The 13,914-nt window shown below is 40.9% G+C and carries 17 protein-coding genes and 1 other RNA gene; 14 read left to right on the top strand and 4 right to left on the bottom strand.

Annotation, left to right across the window (positions count from 1 at the left end):
• The first annotated feature begins 149 nt into the window (after window positions 1-149).
• Complete coding sequence (gene pdxS, locus ACLNCP_RS09840) at window positions 150-1,025, top strand: pyridoxal 5'-phosphate synthase lyase subunit PdxS (protein WP_000138517.1); 876 nt, start codon at window positions 150-152, stop codon at window positions 1,023-1,025.
• Window positions 1,026-1,607, top strand: a complete 582-nt coding sequence (gene pdxT, locus ACLNCP_RS09845) for a pyridoxal 5'-phosphate synthase glutaminase subunit PdxT (RefSeq protein WP_261011593.1) — start codon at window positions 1,026-1,028, stop codon at window positions 1,605-1,607.
• Window positions 1,608-1,627: 20 nt separating this feature from the next.
• Here the strand turns inward: pdxT and trhA are convergent, their stop codons facing one another.
• A complete protein-coding gene (gene trhA / locus ACLNCP_RS09850; RefSeq protein WP_261022796.1) occupies window positions 1,628-2,275 on the bottom strand; it encodes a PAQR family membrane homeostasis protein TrhA in 648 nt (215 codons plus the stop codon).
• The gene (locus ACLNCP_RS09855; RefSeq protein ID WP_261052603.1) at window positions 2,272-2,718 is read right to left on the bottom strand and encodes a DUF1836 domain-containing protein; all 447 of its coding nucleotides are present in this window, start codon (window positions 2,716-2,718) and stop codon (window positions 2,272-2,274) included. The genes trhA and ACLNCP_RS09855 overlap by 4 nt, the downstream gene beginning before the upstream one ends.
• Before the next feature lie 134 nt (window positions 2,719-2,852).
• Between ACLNCP_RS09855 and ACLNCP_RS09860 the strand changes: the two genes are divergently transcribed.
• The 7 genes from ACLNCP_RS09860 to trxB all read left to right on the top strand — a co-directional run bounded on the left by ACLNCP_RS09860 (window position 2,853) and on the right by trxB (window position 7,207).
• On the top strand, window positions 2,853-3,347 hold the full coding sequence (locus tag ACLNCP_RS09860; RefSeq protein ID WP_045611915.1) for a GNAT family N-acetyltransferase: 495 nt from the start codon (window positions 2,853-2,855) through the stop codon (window positions 3,345-3,347).
• A complete protein-coding gene (locus tag ACLNCP_RS09865; RefSeq protein ID WP_261052604.1) occupies window positions 3,347-3,865 on the top strand; it encodes a methylated-DNA--[protein]-cysteine S-methyltransferase in 519 nt (172 codons plus the stop codon). The genes ACLNCP_RS09860 and ACLNCP_RS09865 overlap by 1 nt, the downstream gene beginning before the upstream one ends.
• Window positions 3,866-3,870: 5 nt before the next feature.
• Window positions 3,871-4,227 carry an arsenate reductase family protein gene (locus ACLNCP_RS09870; RefSeq protein ID WP_000889083.1) on the top strand — a complete coding sequence of 119 codons (357 nt, stop codon included), beginning with the start codon at window positions 3,871-3,873 and terminating at the stop codon, window positions 4,225-4,227.
• 157 nt (window positions 4,228-4,384) lie between these two features.
• Window positions 4,385-5,185 (top strand): amino acid ABC transporter permease, encoded by an 801-nt coding sequence (locus ACLNCP_RS09875; RefSeq protein WP_001103445.1) that lies wholly within the window; start codon window positions 4,385-4,387, stop codon window positions 5,183-5,185.
• Complete coding sequence (locus ACLNCP_RS09880; protein WP_000590982.1) at window positions 5,185-5,928, top strand: amino acid ABC transporter ATP-binding protein; 744 nt, start codon at window positions 5,185-5,187, stop codon at window positions 5,926-5,928. The genes ACLNCP_RS09875 and ACLNCP_RS09880 overlap by 1 nt, the downstream gene beginning before the upstream one ends.
• 77 nt (window positions 5,929-6,005) lie before the next feature.
• Window positions 6,006-6,230 carry a DUF4059 family protein gene (locus ACLNCP_RS09885; RefSeq protein WP_000926599.1) on the top strand — a complete coding sequence of 75 codons (225 nt, stop codon included), beginning with the start codon at window positions 6,006-6,008 and terminating at the stop codon, window positions 6,228-6,230.
• A 65-nt stretch (window positions 6,231-6,295) separates the two neighbouring features.
• Entirely contained in the window at window positions 6,296-7,207 is a 912-nt protein-coding gene (gene trxB / locus ACLNCP_RS09890) for a thioredoxin-disulfide reductase (protein ID WP_261011031.1), read from the top strand.
• Between the two features lie 234 nt (window positions 7,208-7,441).
• On the opposite strand, the gene rlmB is transcribed toward trxB, so the two are convergent.
• Together rlmB and def are read right to left on the bottom strand one after the other, a co-directional pair.
• Entirely contained in the window at window positions 7,442-8,170 is a 729-nt protein-coding gene (gene rlmB / locus ACLNCP_RS09895) for a 23S rRNA (guanosine(2251)-2'-O)-methyltransferase RlmB (protein ID WP_261051616.1), read from the bottom strand.
• A gap of 44 nt (window positions 8,171-8,214) precedes the next feature.
• Window positions 8,215-8,826, bottom strand: a complete 612-nt coding sequence (gene def / locus ACLNCP_RS09900) for a peptide deformylase (RefSeq protein ID WP_001272956.1) — start codon at window positions 8,824-8,826, stop codon at window positions 8,215-8,217.
• 174 nt (window positions 8,827-9,000) lie between these two features.
• Here def and ACLNCP_RS09905 point away from each other — a divergent pair, with 174 nt between their 5' ends.
• From ACLNCP_RS09905 to ACLNCP_RS09925, 5 genes are all read left to right on the top strand, one after another.
• Window positions 9,001-10,326, top strand: coding sequence for a CapA family protein (locus ACLNCP_RS09905; RefSeq protein ID WP_080976377.1), 1,326 nt, complete (start codon window positions 9,001-9,003; stop codon window positions 10,324-10,326).
• Window positions 10,327-10,347: 21 nt separating this feature from the next.
• On the top strand, window positions 10,348-11,175 hold the full coding sequence (locus tag ACLNCP_RS09910) for a Cof-type HAD-IIB family hydrolase (protein ID WP_261052605.1): 828 nt from the start codon (window positions 10,348-10,350) through the stop codon (window positions 11,173-11,175).
• A 1-nt stretch (window position 11,176) separates the two neighbouring features.
• Window positions 11,177-11,812 (top strand): SGNH/GDSL hydrolase family protein, encoded by a 636-nt coding sequence (locus ACLNCP_RS09915; protein ID WP_261052606.1) that lies wholly within the window; start codon window positions 11,177-11,179, stop codon window positions 11,810-11,812.
• A gap of 61 nt (window positions 11,813-11,873) precedes the next feature.
• Window positions 11,874-12,221: a transfer-messenger RNA gene (gene ssrA / locus ACLNCP_RS09920) on the top strand.
• A gap of 305 nt (window positions 12,222-12,526) precedes the next feature.
• Window positions 12,527-13,861 carry an Nramp family divalent metal transporter gene (locus tag ACLNCP_RS09925; RefSeq protein WP_000094601.1) on the top strand — a complete coding sequence of 445 codons (1,335 nt, stop codon included), beginning with the start codon at window positions 12,527-12,529 and terminating at the stop codon, window positions 13,859-13,861.
• Window positions 13,862-13,914: the final 53 nt, after the last annotated feature.

Below are 13,914 nucleotides of genomic sequence, written 5' to 3' on the forward strand. Positions count from 1 at the left end.
TGAATGAGCTATCTGGCCTTAAGTTAAGACCAGATAGTTTTTTAACTATTCTGTACCCATACAATTACGTTTTTTTTATCTTGTGATTCATTCTAATCTAACTTAAAATGAAATGGTAGCTACCAATACAAATGATGAGGATAAAACAAATGACTGAAAATCGTTATGAATTAAATAAAAACTTAGCACAAATGCTTAAAGGTGGCGTTATCATGGACGTTCAGAATCCTGAACAGGCCCGTATTGCAGAAGCTGCTGGTGCGGCAGCTGTGATGGCCTTGGAGCGGATTCCGGCTGATATTCGTGCAGCTGGTGGGGTTTCCCGTATGAGTGATCCAAAGATGATTAAGGAAATCCAAGAAGCGGTTAGCATTCCAGTAATGGCCAAGGTCAGAATCGGGCATTTTGTTGAAGCTCAGATTTTAGAGGCTATTGAGATTGACTATATCGATGAGAGTGAAGTTTTATCTCCAGCAGACGACCGTTTCCATGTGGACAAAAAAGAATTCCAAGTTCCTTTTGTCTGTGGGGCTAAGGACTTGGGTGAAGCCTTGCGTCGTATCGCTGAAGGTGCTTCTATGATTCGTACAAAAGGAGAACCAGGGACAGGAGACATTGTTCAAGCTGTTCGTCATATGCGTATGATGAATCAGGAAATTCGCCGCATTCAAAACCTACGTGAGGACGAACTTTATGTTGCCGCCAAGGACTTACAAGTCCCTGTAGAATTGGTTCAATACGTCCATGAACATGGGAAATTGCCAGTTGTAAATTTCGCTGCTGGAGGTGTTGCAACGCCAGCAGATGCTGCGCTGATGATGCAATTAGGGGCAGAGGGTGTCTTTGTCGGTTCAGGTATTTTCAAGTCAGGAGATCCTGTTAAACGAGCGAGTGCTATTGTCAAAGCGGTGACTAATTTCCGAAATCCTCAAATCTTGGCTCAAATCTCTGAAGATTTAGGAGAAGCCATGGTTGGTATCAATGAAAATGAGATCCAAATCCTCATGGCTGAGCGAGGAAAATAGATGAAAATCGGAATATTGGCCTTGCAAGGGGCCTTTGCAGAACATGCAAAAGTGCTAGATCAATTAGGTGTCGAAAGTGTTGAAATCAGAAATTTAGAAGATTTTCAGAAACATCAGAGTGATTTGTCGGGTTTGATATTACCTGGTGGGGAATCTACAACCATGGGCAAGCTCTTACGTGAGCAGGACATGCTGATTCCCATTCGAGAAGCCATTCTATCTGGTTTACCAGCCTTTGGAACCTGTGCAGGTTTGATTTTGCTGGCTAAGGAAATTACTTCTCAGGAAGAGAGTCATCTAGGAACTATGGATATGGTGGTCGAGCGCAATGCCTATGGGCGCCAATTAGGAAGTTTCTACACGGAAGCAGAATGTAAGGGAATCGGTCAGATTCCAATGACTTTTATCCGTGGTCCAATTATCAGCAGTGTTGGTGAAGATGTAGAAATTCTGGCAACAGTTGATAATCAAATCGTTGCTGCTCAAGAAAAAAATATGTTAGTGACCTCTTTTCATCCAGAATTGACTGATGATGTGCGCTTGCACCAGTACTTTATCAATATGTGTAAAGAAAAAAGTTGAGATTGAATTTCTCAACTTTTTTACATGTAATAAACAATGGCAATGTATTGGAGGGCAGACGCAGCTAGGATAAAGAGATGCCAAATCATGTGGAAATAAGGTTTTTTCTTGGCGTAAAATCCAGCCCCAACTGTATAACAGAGTCCGCCAGTTACCATGAGACTCCAGAAAATTGGTGTCGTTTGACTGATGATGGCAGGAATGATAGTTAGAACCAACCAGCCCATAATCAGGTAAAGAGCAAGGCTGAATTTCTCATTGACCTTTTTAGCAAAGATTTTATAGAGAATACCAAAGATGGTCGTTCCCCACTGGATGGCAATAATTAGATAGCCAAACCAGTTATTCATCAAGGTTAAGACGACTGGCGTATAAGAGCCTGCGATAGCCACATAAATCATAGAATGGTCAATAATTCGCAAGACGTATTTGTGGGTCGAACCATAGGCCATAGAGTGGTAAATGGTGGATGATAGAAACATGAGAAAGAGACTAATAACAAAAATGGAAACGCCTATAGATGATAAAAATCCGTGTGCCTCATAACTATAGGTGGATGAAATGGGGAGTAAGATGAGCATGATGACTGCACCTACGGCATGAGTCACGCTATTAGCAATCTCCTCTCCAAAACTGAGTTGTTTGCTGAGTTTAAGACTAGTGTTCATTGGATTACCTCCTCTTGAGTATGATCGATTAAGGCTAGAGTTTGATGATAGAGTTTAACGGTTTGGCAGCTACTTTGGATAATGGGGTTAGCTGGATCAATTCCTTGGTTCATGTAGTTTACAAAAGCATCGTAGAGTTGGTCTGAACTTGCTTGACTTTGTAGAGTATTAAGTGTATGGGCTATTTCTTGAATAGAGAATACCGACTTGAGGGTTGTGATAGCAATCAGACGGGCAATCTGTTGGCGTTGGTATTTTTTCTTGTCAGGCTTTGTCAGGTAACCATGTTTGACATAATTGTTGACCATAGATGCTGTCAGGCCCTTATCTTTATCAGGAGAGATAGGGGCGCAGACCTGATTGACATAGAGTAAAACCTGGTCCAGATAGAGGTCAATGTTTGGAATTTCTACCCATTTTGGGTAGGAAAAGGTAGTTTTCATTTCCAACTCCTTTTTATCTAGTTTTAATAACTAGATTATAAAATAATAAAAACAGAAAGTCAAGTTTTAACTGCTTGTAGAAAGACTTAAATTATGCTATGATGGGAGAAACTAGTCAGAAATGAGGAGAAAAGATGGAGATTCGTTTAGCTTTTCCAAATGAAGTAGATGCCATCATGCAGGTGATGGAAGATGCTAAAAAATGTTTAGCAGATGTTGGTAGTGACCAGTGGCAAAATGGTTATCCAAATGCTGATATTATTATTGAGGATATTATCTCAGGTCAAGCCTACGTAGCCTTGGAAGAGGGAGAATTACTAGCTTATGCAGCCGTGACCAAGAGTCCAGAGGCAACCTATGAAGCCATTTATGAAGGAAAATGGCAAGCTGGAGAGTCAGAGTACCTAGTCTTTCACCGTATTGCTGTGGCAGCAGATGTGCAGGGACAGGGGGTTGCTCAGACTTTCCTAGAAGGCTTGATTGAAGGTTTTGATTATCTAGATTTTCGCTCAGATACACATGTTGCAAACAAGGCCATGCAGCATATATTTGAAAAACTCGGTTTTAAACAGGTTGGTAAGGTTCCAGTTGATGGAGAACGCTTGGCCTATCAAAAATTGAAGAAATAATGCAAAAGAAGTACGTAAAAATGCTCTACTTTTCGCCAATAGGAACCTTGTCTTTGGTTGCCGACGAGCAATATCTGTATGGCGTTTGGGTGCAGGAGCAGAAGCATTTTGAGAGGGGACTAGGAGATGAGACGATAGAAGCAGTTGTTAGTCATCCCATTTTAGACCCAGTTATTACTTGCTTAGATGCTTACTTTAAAGGCAAGTCTCAGGATTTATCCAACTTGCCCTTGGCTCCAATCGGAACGGATTTTGAAAAGAGAGTTTGGTCCTATTTACAGGGAATTCCTTATGGTCAGACAGTGACCTATGGACAAATAGCTCAAGAGCTACAAGTGGATTCTGCTCAAGCAATTGGTGGAGCAGTGGGGCGCAATCCTTGGTCTATCCTAGTACCTTGTCATCGTGTGCTAGGAGCAGGCAAGCGTCTGACAGGTTATGCTGCAGGAGTGGAAAAGAAAGCTTGGCTCTTGGAACATGAAGACGCAGATTTTAAAGATAGAAACAATAGAAAGTGAAATAAATGTTAGAATTTATCGAATACCCAAAATGTTCAACTTGTAAAAAAGCAAAACAAGAATTAAACCAACTCGGTGTGGACTATAAAGCCATCCATATCGTTGAAGAAACACCTAGCCAAGAAGTCATTTTAAACTGGCTAGAAACCTCGGGTTTTGAGTTGAAGCAATTTTTCAACACCAGTGGGATCAAATACCGTGAATTGGGGCTGAAAGATAAGGTAGGAAGTCTGTCAAACCAAGAAGCAGCTGAGTTGCTAGCAAGCGACGGTATGTTGTTAAAACGCCCCATTTTAGTAGAAAATGGAACTGTTAAGCAAATCGGTTATCGAAAAGCTTATGAAGAATTGGGATTGAAATAGTTTTTATCTATCTCTTTGATAGATAAAATATATAACCTCCCTGTTTCAAAGTATGATAAACTAGTAGGTAGACAAAGTCTGTACCTGACCGTAGCAAATAATTTCATTGACGGCAGAAGTATGGTAGAATGAATCATTATCAGGAGAGGATGTTTTTATGAATGTTACAACGATTTTAGCATCAGATTGGTACCAAAACTTGATGCAATTGATTCCGGATGGCAAGCTTTTTAGCTTGCGTTCGGTCTTTGATGGAATCCCGAGAATTGTCCAACAACTTCCAATAACGATTATGTTGACCATTGGTGGTGCTCTTTTTGGCTTGGTTTTGGCGCTTCTTTTTGCCATTGTGAAGATCAATCGTGTCAAAATTTTATACCCCTTGCAGGCCTTCTTTGTTAGCTTCTTAAAAGGGACACCGATTTTGGTGCAACTCATGTTGACCTACTACGGAATTCCTTTGGCTTTGAAAGCTCTCAATCAGCAATGGGGAACTGGTTTCAATATCAATGCGATTCCAGCCGCTGCTTTTGCAATTGTCGCCTTTGCCTTTAATGAAGCAGCTTATGCTAGTGAAACCATTCGTGCAGCCATTCTCTCAGTCAATCCTGGTGAGATTGAGGCGGCACGCAGTCTGGGGATGACCCGAGCGCAAGTTTATCGTCGCGTGATTATTCCAAATGCGGCCGTTGTGGCGACTCCAACCTTAATCAATTCCCTAATCGGCTTGACCAAAGGAACTTCTCTAGCCTTTAGTGCGGGTGTTGTGGAAGTCTTTGCCCAAGCTCAGATTTTGGGTGGAGCTGATTACCGCTACTTTGAACGCTTTATCTCCGTTGCCCTTGTTTATTGGGTAGTCAATATCGGAATTGAAAGCCTTGGTCGTTTCATCGAGAGAAAAATGGCTATTTCTGCACCCGATACAGTGCAAACAGATGTGAAAGGAGACCTTCGTTAATGATTAAGATTTCGAATTTAAGCAAATCCTTTTCAGGACAGACTGTCTTGGATCATCTGAACTTGGATATTCAAAAAGGGGAAGTTGTAGCCTTGATTGGTTCTTCAGGAGCTGGAAAATCAACCTTCCTTCGTAGTCTCAATTATCTTGAAACACCTGACAGTGGCTCTATTCAGATTGATGATTTCTCAGTTGATTTTTCTAAAATCACTCAAGAAGAAATCCTTGCCCTACGCCGTAAGTTGTCTATGGTTTTCCAACAGTTTAATTTGTTTGAACGCCGAACAGCACTTGATAATGTGAAAGAAGGCTTGGTTGTGGTCAAGAAATTATCTGACCAAGAAGCGACTAAGATTGCCAAGGAAGAGTTGGCTAAGGTTGGGCTTTCTGACCGTGAAAACCATTACCCTCGCCATTTATCAGGTGGACAGAAGCAACGGGTTGCCTTAGCGCGTGCGCTTGCTATGAAACCAGATGTCTTGCTCTTAGACGAACCAACTTCAGCCCTTGACCCAGAATTGGTTGGTGAAGTAGAAAAATCTATTGCAGATGCTGCTAAGTCAGGTCAAACCATGATTTTGGTTAGTCATGATATGTCCTTTGTAGCCCAAGTGGCTGATAAGATTCTCTTCTTAGATAAGGGGAAAATCATCGAGTCTGGAACACCGGATGAGATTATCCACCATCCTAAAGAAGAGCGGACAAAAGAATTCTTCGCTAGTTACAAACGGACTTATATTTGATATAATAGATAAAGGAAAACTCAGTTAGCTGGACTAGCTGAGTTTACTCTTTAAAAAAGATAGAAATGAGAGAAATCATGCTACTGCAACTATTTTCTTTATATTTCGAGAGTTTGATCTTGACTACCATCCTCGTCCTGATTTTTTTAGGGATTTGGATTGGACTGAGAGCCATGTCGGGAGTTGATAAGACAGCCAAGGCTCGCCAAGCCCATCTCTATGATATGATTATGATTGGGGTCTTGGTTGTTCCAGTATTATCCTTTGCGGTTATGAGTTTAATTCTTGTTTTCAAGGCATAATCCTTGCGTGATTGACAAGAAAGAGTTAGAATAAAGATAGTTACAACAAGAAAGAAGGAAACTATATGTACGATACTATTATTATCGGTGCTGGACCTGCAGGGATGACTGCAGCCTTGTATGCTGCTCGAAGCAATTTGAAAGTAGCCTTGATTGAAGGTGGTCTGCCAGGTGGTCAGATGAATAATACATCTGATATTGAAAATTACCCAGGATACGCTAATATTAGTGGGCCAGAATTGGCAGAAAAAATGTTTGAACCGCTTGAAAATCTTGGTGTTGAGCACATTTATGGTTATGTTGAAAATGTAGAGGACCATGGTGATTTTAAAACAGTGCTGACCGATGACCAAACATATGAAACACGTACAGTTATCGTAGCAACTGGTTCTAAACACCGTCCTTTGGGAGTACCTGGAGAAGAAGAACTGAACAGTCGTGGTGTTTCTTACTGTGCTGTGTGTGATGGTGCTTTCTTCCGTGACCAAGATTTGTTGGTAGTCGGTGGTGGAGATTCAGCTGTTGAAGAAACCCTCTTCTTGACTCGTTTTGCTAAGACTGTGACCATTGTTCACCGTCGTGACCAACTTCGTGCTCAAAAGGTTTTACAAGACCGCGCCTTTGCGAATGAGAAAATCAGCTTTATCTGGGATTCTGTAGTCAAGGAAATCAAGGGTGAAAACCGAGTAGAATCTGTCGTTTTTGAAAATGTGAAAACAGGTCAAGTGACAGAACAAGCCTTCGGTGGCGTCTTTATCTATGTTGGCTTGGACCCTCTTAGCGATTTTGTTAAAGAATTGAATATCCAAGATCAGGCAGGCTGGATTGTGACAGATAACCACATGAAAACTGCAGTTGATGGTATCTTTGCCGTTGGAGATGTTCGCTTGAAAGACCTTCGCCAAGTAACAACAGCAGTTGGAGATGGGGCTATTGCTGGTCAAGAAGCCTATAAATTTATCACAGAACATAGTTAATACACTTCGAAAATCTCTTCAAACCACGTCAGCTTCACTTTGCCGTAGGTATGGGTACTGACTTCATCAGTTCTATCCACAACCTCAAAACAGTGTTTTGAGCTGACTTCGTCAGTCTTATCTACAACCTCAAAGCAGTGCTTTGAGCTGTCTACAGCTAGCTTCCTAGTTTGCTCTTTGATTTTCATTGAGTGTAATCATAAAAAGTTTCCAATCAGATGACTGGAAACTTTTTTATAGTCTATTTCGGAAAACTTCGTACATGAGAATGGCTGCAGCAACGCTAGCATTGAGGCTTTGAACATGTCCATTCATAGGAATGGTAATCATTTCATCAACCTGTTTTTTGATGTTGCTAGAGATACCTTTTCCTTCATTTCCGATGATGAGGGCAATTTTCCCTTTTGTATTCCACTTGTGGCACGGAGTGCCGTTCATATCTGTTCCAAAGGTCCAGAAGCCTTGATCCTTGAGTTTGTCCAGAGTTTGGCTTAGATTGGTCACTCGAGCGATTGGAACGTGCTCAATAGCACCTGTGGCTGTTTTAGCAACGACAGGAGTAACTCCGACAGCACGGTGCTTGGGAATGATGACTCCGGAAACATTGGTCGCATCAGCGGTTCTTAAGATGGAGCCTAAGTTGTGAGGATCAGTTAACCCGTCCAGAATCAATAGCAAAGGATTTTCTTCTTGACGCGTTTTGGTAAGAATGTGATCTAGCTCGCTATAGGCAAATTCAGACACTCGTAGAACAAAACCTTGGTGGACAGCACCTTCAGTCATCTCAGAGAGGGATTTTTTTGAGGTCCAAGAAATGGACACCTTCTTTTCTGTAGCCAGTTCCTTGACTTTCTCAAGATTCTTACCTCGGAGATCTTCTTGGAGGTAAAGTTTGTTACCAGTATTTGCAAGGAGGGCTTCGGTAACGGCGTGGACGCCATAGACAATATCATTTGTTTTCATGCCTCTATTATAACACAAAACCCCGTCTTGCAACGGGATTTTCTTTATTCTAGAATTAGTAAACCATCTTTAACTGCAAATGGGTCTTTTTCATTGATACGATCGTAAAACATGATTCCGTTAATGTGGTCAATTTCATGCTGAACAACGATGGAGTTGTAGCCTTTGAGTTTGATACGGTGTTTTTCTCCATCCTTGTCAAAGTAGTCAACCGTAACGCGGGCATGGCGAACTACATAGCCAGGTACGTTGCGGTCAACAGACAGGCAACCTTCTCCTTCACCAAGAGCAGCGTCTTGAACAGAGTGAGAGACGATTTTTGGATTGTACATAATAGCTTGCAAGTCGTAAGCTTCCTGTGGAGTTTCGCCTTCTTCGACAATGTTTGGCACCAAAACAGCGATAATACGTTTTGATATATCTAATTGAGGGGCAGCAAGTCCAACCCCACCGCGTAGTCCCATTTTTTCAGCCATGACAGGATCTTGGGAATGTTTGAGGAATTGCATCATCTTTTCGCCAAGGATGATTTCCTGATCAGACAAGGGGAAAGTGACTTCCTCAGCAACCGCGCGTAGAGTAGGATTCCCTTCGCGGATAATATCGTTCATATCAATTAAGTGAGCAGCTTTTGTAATACGTTCTATAGCAGACATTTTCTCTCCTTTCATTACCTCTACATGATATCACAAAATGACAAGGATTGAAAGCATTACGGCATCGAGCTTTTATAGAAAATGCCTACTAGGTTCGATTCAATTGTGAAAGAATTACTTATCTGTGATATAATAAAAAGAAAAGGCTTGCATTAGAAAGTGGGGAGAATGAAGATGCAAAGAAGACAAGATAGACATAAACGTGGACCAGTTTTTCGTTTTATGAGGGGTTTTGTAAACTTTTTTAGGAGTTACCGCAAGTGGAGTAATAAGGGATTTGTGGCGATACTCTTGCTAGCTGTTGCTTTATCAATGGGTTTGGTCTTGTTGTTTGAAAGTTTCCAAGGAATCCCCTTGACCAGTCAAAAAAAGGATGCCATTTCTCAAGAAGCAAATAAGACCAATCAAAATGCTAAAGATCAGGAGGAGGAAAAAACTGCTAGAATTATGGCAAACGGGGACCTCCTCTATCATATTCCCATCTATCGTTCTGCCTTAAAAGAAGATGGTACCTATGATTTTCATGAAAATTTTGATTATGTGAAACCATGGCTCAAACAAGCAGACTTGATTATAGGTGATTTTGAAGGCACTGTTAACAAGGACCACTATTTGGCAGGTTATCCTCTCTTTAATGCACCTGGCGAAGTTATGGATGCCATCAAGGATGCCGGTTATCAAGTGCTAGACTTGGCGCATAACCATATCCTAGATTCACAAATAGAAGGTGTGGTTTCAACAGCAGATGCTATTGAGAAGGCAGGAATGACACCGATTGGAGTGTATACGCATGAGTCCCGTGATCAAGCTCCACTGGTTATCAAGGAAGTGAACGGCATCAAGGTTGCACTTTTGGCCTATTCTTATGGTTTTAATGGAATTGAGCAAAGTATTTCTCAAGAAGACTATAATCGCTATCTTTCAGACCTAAATGAAGACAAGATGAAGGCTGAAATTGAACGAGCAGAGAAGGAAGCGGATATCACCATTATCATGCCTCAGATGGGTGTGGAGTATCGCTTGGAACCAACTGAGGAACAAAAGGCTCTTTATCACAAGATGATCGATTGGGGAGCGGATATTATCTTTGGAGGGCACCCTCACGTAGTTGAACCATCTGAAACGGTTGAAAAAGATGGAGACAAGAAACTCATTATCTATTCAATGGGGAACTTCATTTCCAATCAACGAATTGAAACCATGCAAGATGAAGAGAATGCTAAGTGGACAGAGCGTGGCGTGCTCATGGATGTGACTATTAAGAAAAAAGCAGGTAAGACGACAATAGAAACTGCCAAAGCACATCCTTCTTGGGTAAATCGTACACCAAAAGGAACCTATTCTCCAGAAGGTTATCCACTCTTCCTTTACCAAACCTATATCTTAGAAGATTTTATCGAGGGTGGTAGTCATCGTGACCAGTTAGATGAAGCGACTAAGGAACGAATTGATACAGCCTATAAAGAAATGAACGAACATGTGGGATTGAAGTGGGATTAGCTTGAATCCAGAGGGAAGTAAATGACGATTAAAATAATTGCGACAGATATGGATGGGACCTTGCTGGATGCTAGAGGCCAGCTTGATCTTCCACGCTTGGAAAAGATTTTAGATCAGTTGGATCAAAGGGGTATTCGTTTTGTCATCGCGACGGGCAATGAAATTCATCGCATGAGGCAACTACTGGAGCACTTGGTCGATCGAGTGGTTCTGGTTGTTGCAAACGGTGCTCGTATTTTTGAAAACAATGAACTGATTCAGGCTCAGACTTGGGATGATGCCATTGTCGATAAGGCTTTGACTCGTTTCAAGGATCGAGCGTGTCAGGACCAGTTTGTTGTAACGGGGATGAAGGGTGGTTTCGTCAAAGAAGGTACGATTTTTACAGATCTTGAAAGTTTTATGACTCCAGAAATGATTGAAAAATTCTACCAACGGATGCAATTTGTGGACGAATTAACCTCTGACCTCTTTGGTGGTGTGCTCAAGATGAGTATGGTTGTTGGTGAGGAACGTTTGAGTTCGGTCTTGGAAGAAATCAATGACCTCTTTGATGGCCGTGTTCGTGCTGTATCGAGTGGCTATGGTTGCATTGATATCCTTCAAGCTGGAATTCATAAAGCATGGGGCTTGGAAGAATTACTCAAGCGCTGGGACTTGACCTCCCAACAAATCATGGCTTTTGGTGACAGTGAAAATGATGTTGAAATGCTTGAAATGGCTGGAATTGCCTATGCGATGGAAAATGCTGATGATAAAGCCAAAGCTGTGGCTACTGCTCTAGCGCCAGCCAATAGCCAAGGAGGAGTTTATCAAATCTTGGAAAACTGGTTAGAAAAAGGAGAATGAAGTGGCAGTACAGTTATTAGAAAATTGGTTACTAAAGGAACAAGAAAAAATCCAAACCAAGTATCGTCACTTAAATCAGGTTTCTGTTGTAGAGCCAGACATTCTTTTTATTGGGGATTCCATTGTCGAATATTATCCTCTGCAGGAACTATTTGGGACTGCAAAGACGATTGTCAATCGAGGCATTCGAGGGTATCAGACAGGGCTGTTATTAGAAAATCTAGATGCGCATCTGTACGGTGGAGCAGTAGATAAAATTGTCCTTTTGATTGGGACAAATGATATCGGAAAAGATGTGCCTGTGAATGAGGCTCTCAATAACCTCGAAGCTATCATACAATCCATTGCTCGCGATTATCCATTGACAGAGATGAAATTGCTTTCTATTTTGCCAGTCAATGAGGGAGAAGAGTACAAGCAGACAGTCTATATCCGCACGAATGAAAAAATTCAGAAATGGAATCAAGCCTATCAAGAGCTTGCTTCTGCCTATATGCAGGTAGAATTTGTGCCAGTTTTTGATAGTTTGACAGACCAGGCAGGTCAACTCAAAAAAGATTATACAACTGATGGGTTGCACCTTAGTGTTGCTGGTTATCAGGTTTTGACAAAATCTTTGAAAGACTATCTTTTGTAGTTAATTGCTTTCCTTTTTGCATTTTTGTGTTAGATAAGGTATAATGGTTTTATTGTCTTTTGGGGTCGTTACGGATTCGACAGGCATTATGAGGCATATTTTGCGACTCGTGTGGCGACGTAAACGCTCAGTTAAATATAACTGCAAAAAATAACACTTCTTACGCTCTAGCTGCCTAAAAACCAGCAGGCGTGACCCGATTTGGATTGCTCGTGTTCAATGACAGGTCTTATTATTAGCGAGATACGATCAAGTCTTGTCTAGCGGCTTGATAAGAGATTGATAGACTCGCGGTTTCTAGGCTTGAGTTATGTGTCGAGGGACTGTTAAACGAATACATAACCTATGGTTGTAGACAAATATGTTAGCAGATGTTTGGACGTGGGTTCGACTCCCACCGGCTCCATTGATAATTTACATTGTTTTGTAAATCTTTCTAAAACGTTGTTTTTACAACGTTTTTTATTTTATTCTTTGGTATTCTTTTGCAAAAAAAGAATACAACATTTTGTTGTATCCTAAATATTAAATCAAGTCCTGAATTTTCTTAAGTTTTTATCATATTTTCTGTTATAATTAAGGTGCCTTAAGAAAAATAATGAAAAAACTAAATGTTTTTCATATAGTTTTCATTGTTTTAATAGTTTAAAGTCAATCTTATTTTTCTCTAATAGAAAATAATGAAAAAGTAGGTTTAGAAAGAGGTAAGTATCTATGTCTTCTCATAAAAAAGTGTCACTCTCTGAGATTAATCAATCTATCGATACTCCAAATAACAATCATTTCTGGCAAAATTTAAATGCCTTTTTAGGTCCGGGTGCTCTTGTCGCAGTTGGTTATATGGATCCAGGAAACTGGATTACCAGTGTAGTCGGTGGTGCTTCCTATAAGTATAGTCTCTTGTTTGTTATCTTGATTTCATCTCTCATTGCCATGCAACTTCAGCAGATGGCAGGAAAGCTTGGTATTGTAACCCAGATGGACCTGGCTCAAGCAACGGCTCATCATTCACCTAAATGGCTTCGTTATAGTCTATGGGTGATTTTAGAATTAGCCTTGATGGCGACAGATCTGGCAGAAGTTCTAGGTTCAGCGATTGCTCTCAATCTTCTCTTTAAGATTCCGATTATGATAGCAATTCTCTTGACCGTGTTGGATGTTTTTCTCTTATTGCTTCTGATGAAATTTGGCTTTAAGAAGATTGAAGCTATTGTGACAACACTGATTTTAACCATTCTAGCAATTTTTACCTATCTGGTAGCTTTGTCACATCCAAGCTTCCAAGGAATCGTTGAGGGTTATCTACCGAATGCAACCTTATTTGAAAGTCCCTTGCCAGGGCATGAAAGTCAATTAACCTTGGCACTAGGGATCGTGGGAGCAACGGTTATGCCCCATAACCTCTATTTGCATTCTTCCTTGTCTCAAACTCGGAAAATCAATCACAAGGACAAGAATGATGTTCGAAAAGCCGTGCGCTTTATGACCTGGGATTCAAATCTCCAATTATCCTTGGCCTTTGTGGTTAACTCCCTTCTATTAATTCTCGGGGCGGCTCTCTTTTTCGGCCATGCATCTGAGATTTCTGCCTTCTCTCAAATGTATAATGCCTTGCAGGATTCTACTATTGCAGGAGCTATAGCTAGCTCGACCTTATCAACCTTGTTTGCCTTGGCTTTATTAGCCAGTGGTCAAAATTCGACAATTACGGGTACCTTGACTGGACAAATCGTTATGGAAGGTTTCTTGCATATGAGATTACCTCAATGGTTCATTCGTTTGGCAACTCGTCTCTTTGCCTTGTTGCCTGTCATGATTGTAGCGGTTCTGTTTGGTCATCAGGAAAAAACATTGGATCAGTTATTGGTTTATTCACAAGTCTTTCTTTCGATTGCTCTTCCATTTTCAATCTTCCCACTGATTTATCTAACTTCTAAGAAATCACTGATGGGAGAATTTACCAATGCCAAATGGAATACCATCCTTGGCTATATCGTTTCCATTATCTTAACAATTCTCAATGTGAAATTGTTATTTGATATTTTCTAAGAAATTCACCCGAGTTATAAAACAAGCATATAAGAAAAAAGATACCCAAGATT

Origin of the sequence: Streptococcus sp. CL6.35, assembly GCF_049737915.1 — a bacterium.
GTDB lineage: Bacteria > Bacillota > Bacilli > Lactobacillales > Streptococcaceae > Streptococcus.

Excerpts from the sequence above, each read along its gene's own strand:
- pdxS (WP_000138517.1), top strand. The coding sequence starts at position 150 with ATGACTGAAAATCGTTATGAATTAAATAAAAACTTAGCACAAATGCTT.
- pdxT (WP_261011593.1), top strand. The coding sequence starts at position 1,026 with ATGAAAATCGGAATATTGGCCTTGCAAGGGGCCTTTGCAGAACATGCA.
- trhA (WP_261022796.1), bottom strand. The coding sequence starts at position 2,275 with ATGAACACTAGTCTTAAACTCAGCAAACAACTCAGTTTTGGAGAGGAG.
- ACLNCP_RS09855 (WP_261052603.1), bottom strand. The coding sequence starts at position 2,718 with ATGAAAACTACCTTTTCCTACCCAAAATGGGTAGAAATTCCAAACATT.
- ACLNCP_RS09860 (WP_045611915.1), top strand. The coding sequence starts at position 2,853 with ATGGAGATTCGTTTAGCTTTTCCAAATGAAGTAGATGCCATCATGCAG.
- ACLNCP_RS09865 (WP_261052604.1), top strand. The coding sequence starts at position 3,347 with ATGCAAAAGAAGTACGTAAAAATGCTCTACTTTTCGCCAATAGGAACC.
- ACLNCP_RS09870 (WP_000889083.1), top strand. The coding sequence starts at position 3,871 with ATGTTAGAATTTATCGAATACCCAAAATGTTCAACTTGTAAAAAAGCA.
- ACLNCP_RS09875 (WP_001103445.1), top strand. The coding sequence starts at position 4,385 with ATGAATGTTACAACGATTTTAGCATCAGATTGGTACCAAAACTTGATG.
- ACLNCP_RS09880 (WP_000590982.1), top strand. The coding sequence starts at position 5,185 with ATGATTAAGATTTCGAATTTAAGCAAATCCTTTTCAGGACAGACTGTC.
- ACLNCP_RS09885 (WP_000926599.1), top strand. The coding sequence starts at position 6,006 with ATGCTACTGCAACTATTTTCTTTATATTTCGAGAGTTTGATCTTGACT.
- trxB (WP_261011031.1), top strand. The coding sequence starts at position 6,296 with ATGTACGATACTATTATTATCGGTGCTGGACCTGCAGGGATGACTGCA.
- rlmB (WP_261051616.1), bottom strand. The coding sequence starts at position 8,170 with ATGAAAACAAATGATATTGTCTATGGCGTCCACGCCGTTACCGAAGCC.
- def (WP_001272956.1), bottom strand. The coding sequence starts at position 8,826 with ATGTCTGCTATAGAACGTATTACAAAAGCTGCTCACTTAATTGATATG.
- ACLNCP_RS09905 (WP_080976377.1), top strand. The coding sequence starts at position 9,001 with ATGCAAAGAAGACAAGATAGACATAAACGTGGACCAGTTTTTCGTTTT.
- ACLNCP_RS09910 (WP_261052605.1), top strand. The coding sequence starts at position 10,348 with ATGACGATTAAAATAATTGCGACAGATATGGATGGGACCTTGCTGGAT.
- ACLNCP_RS09925 (WP_000094601.1), top strand. The coding sequence starts at position 12,527 with ATGTCTTCTCATAAAAAAGTGTCACTCTCTGAGATTAATCAATCTATC.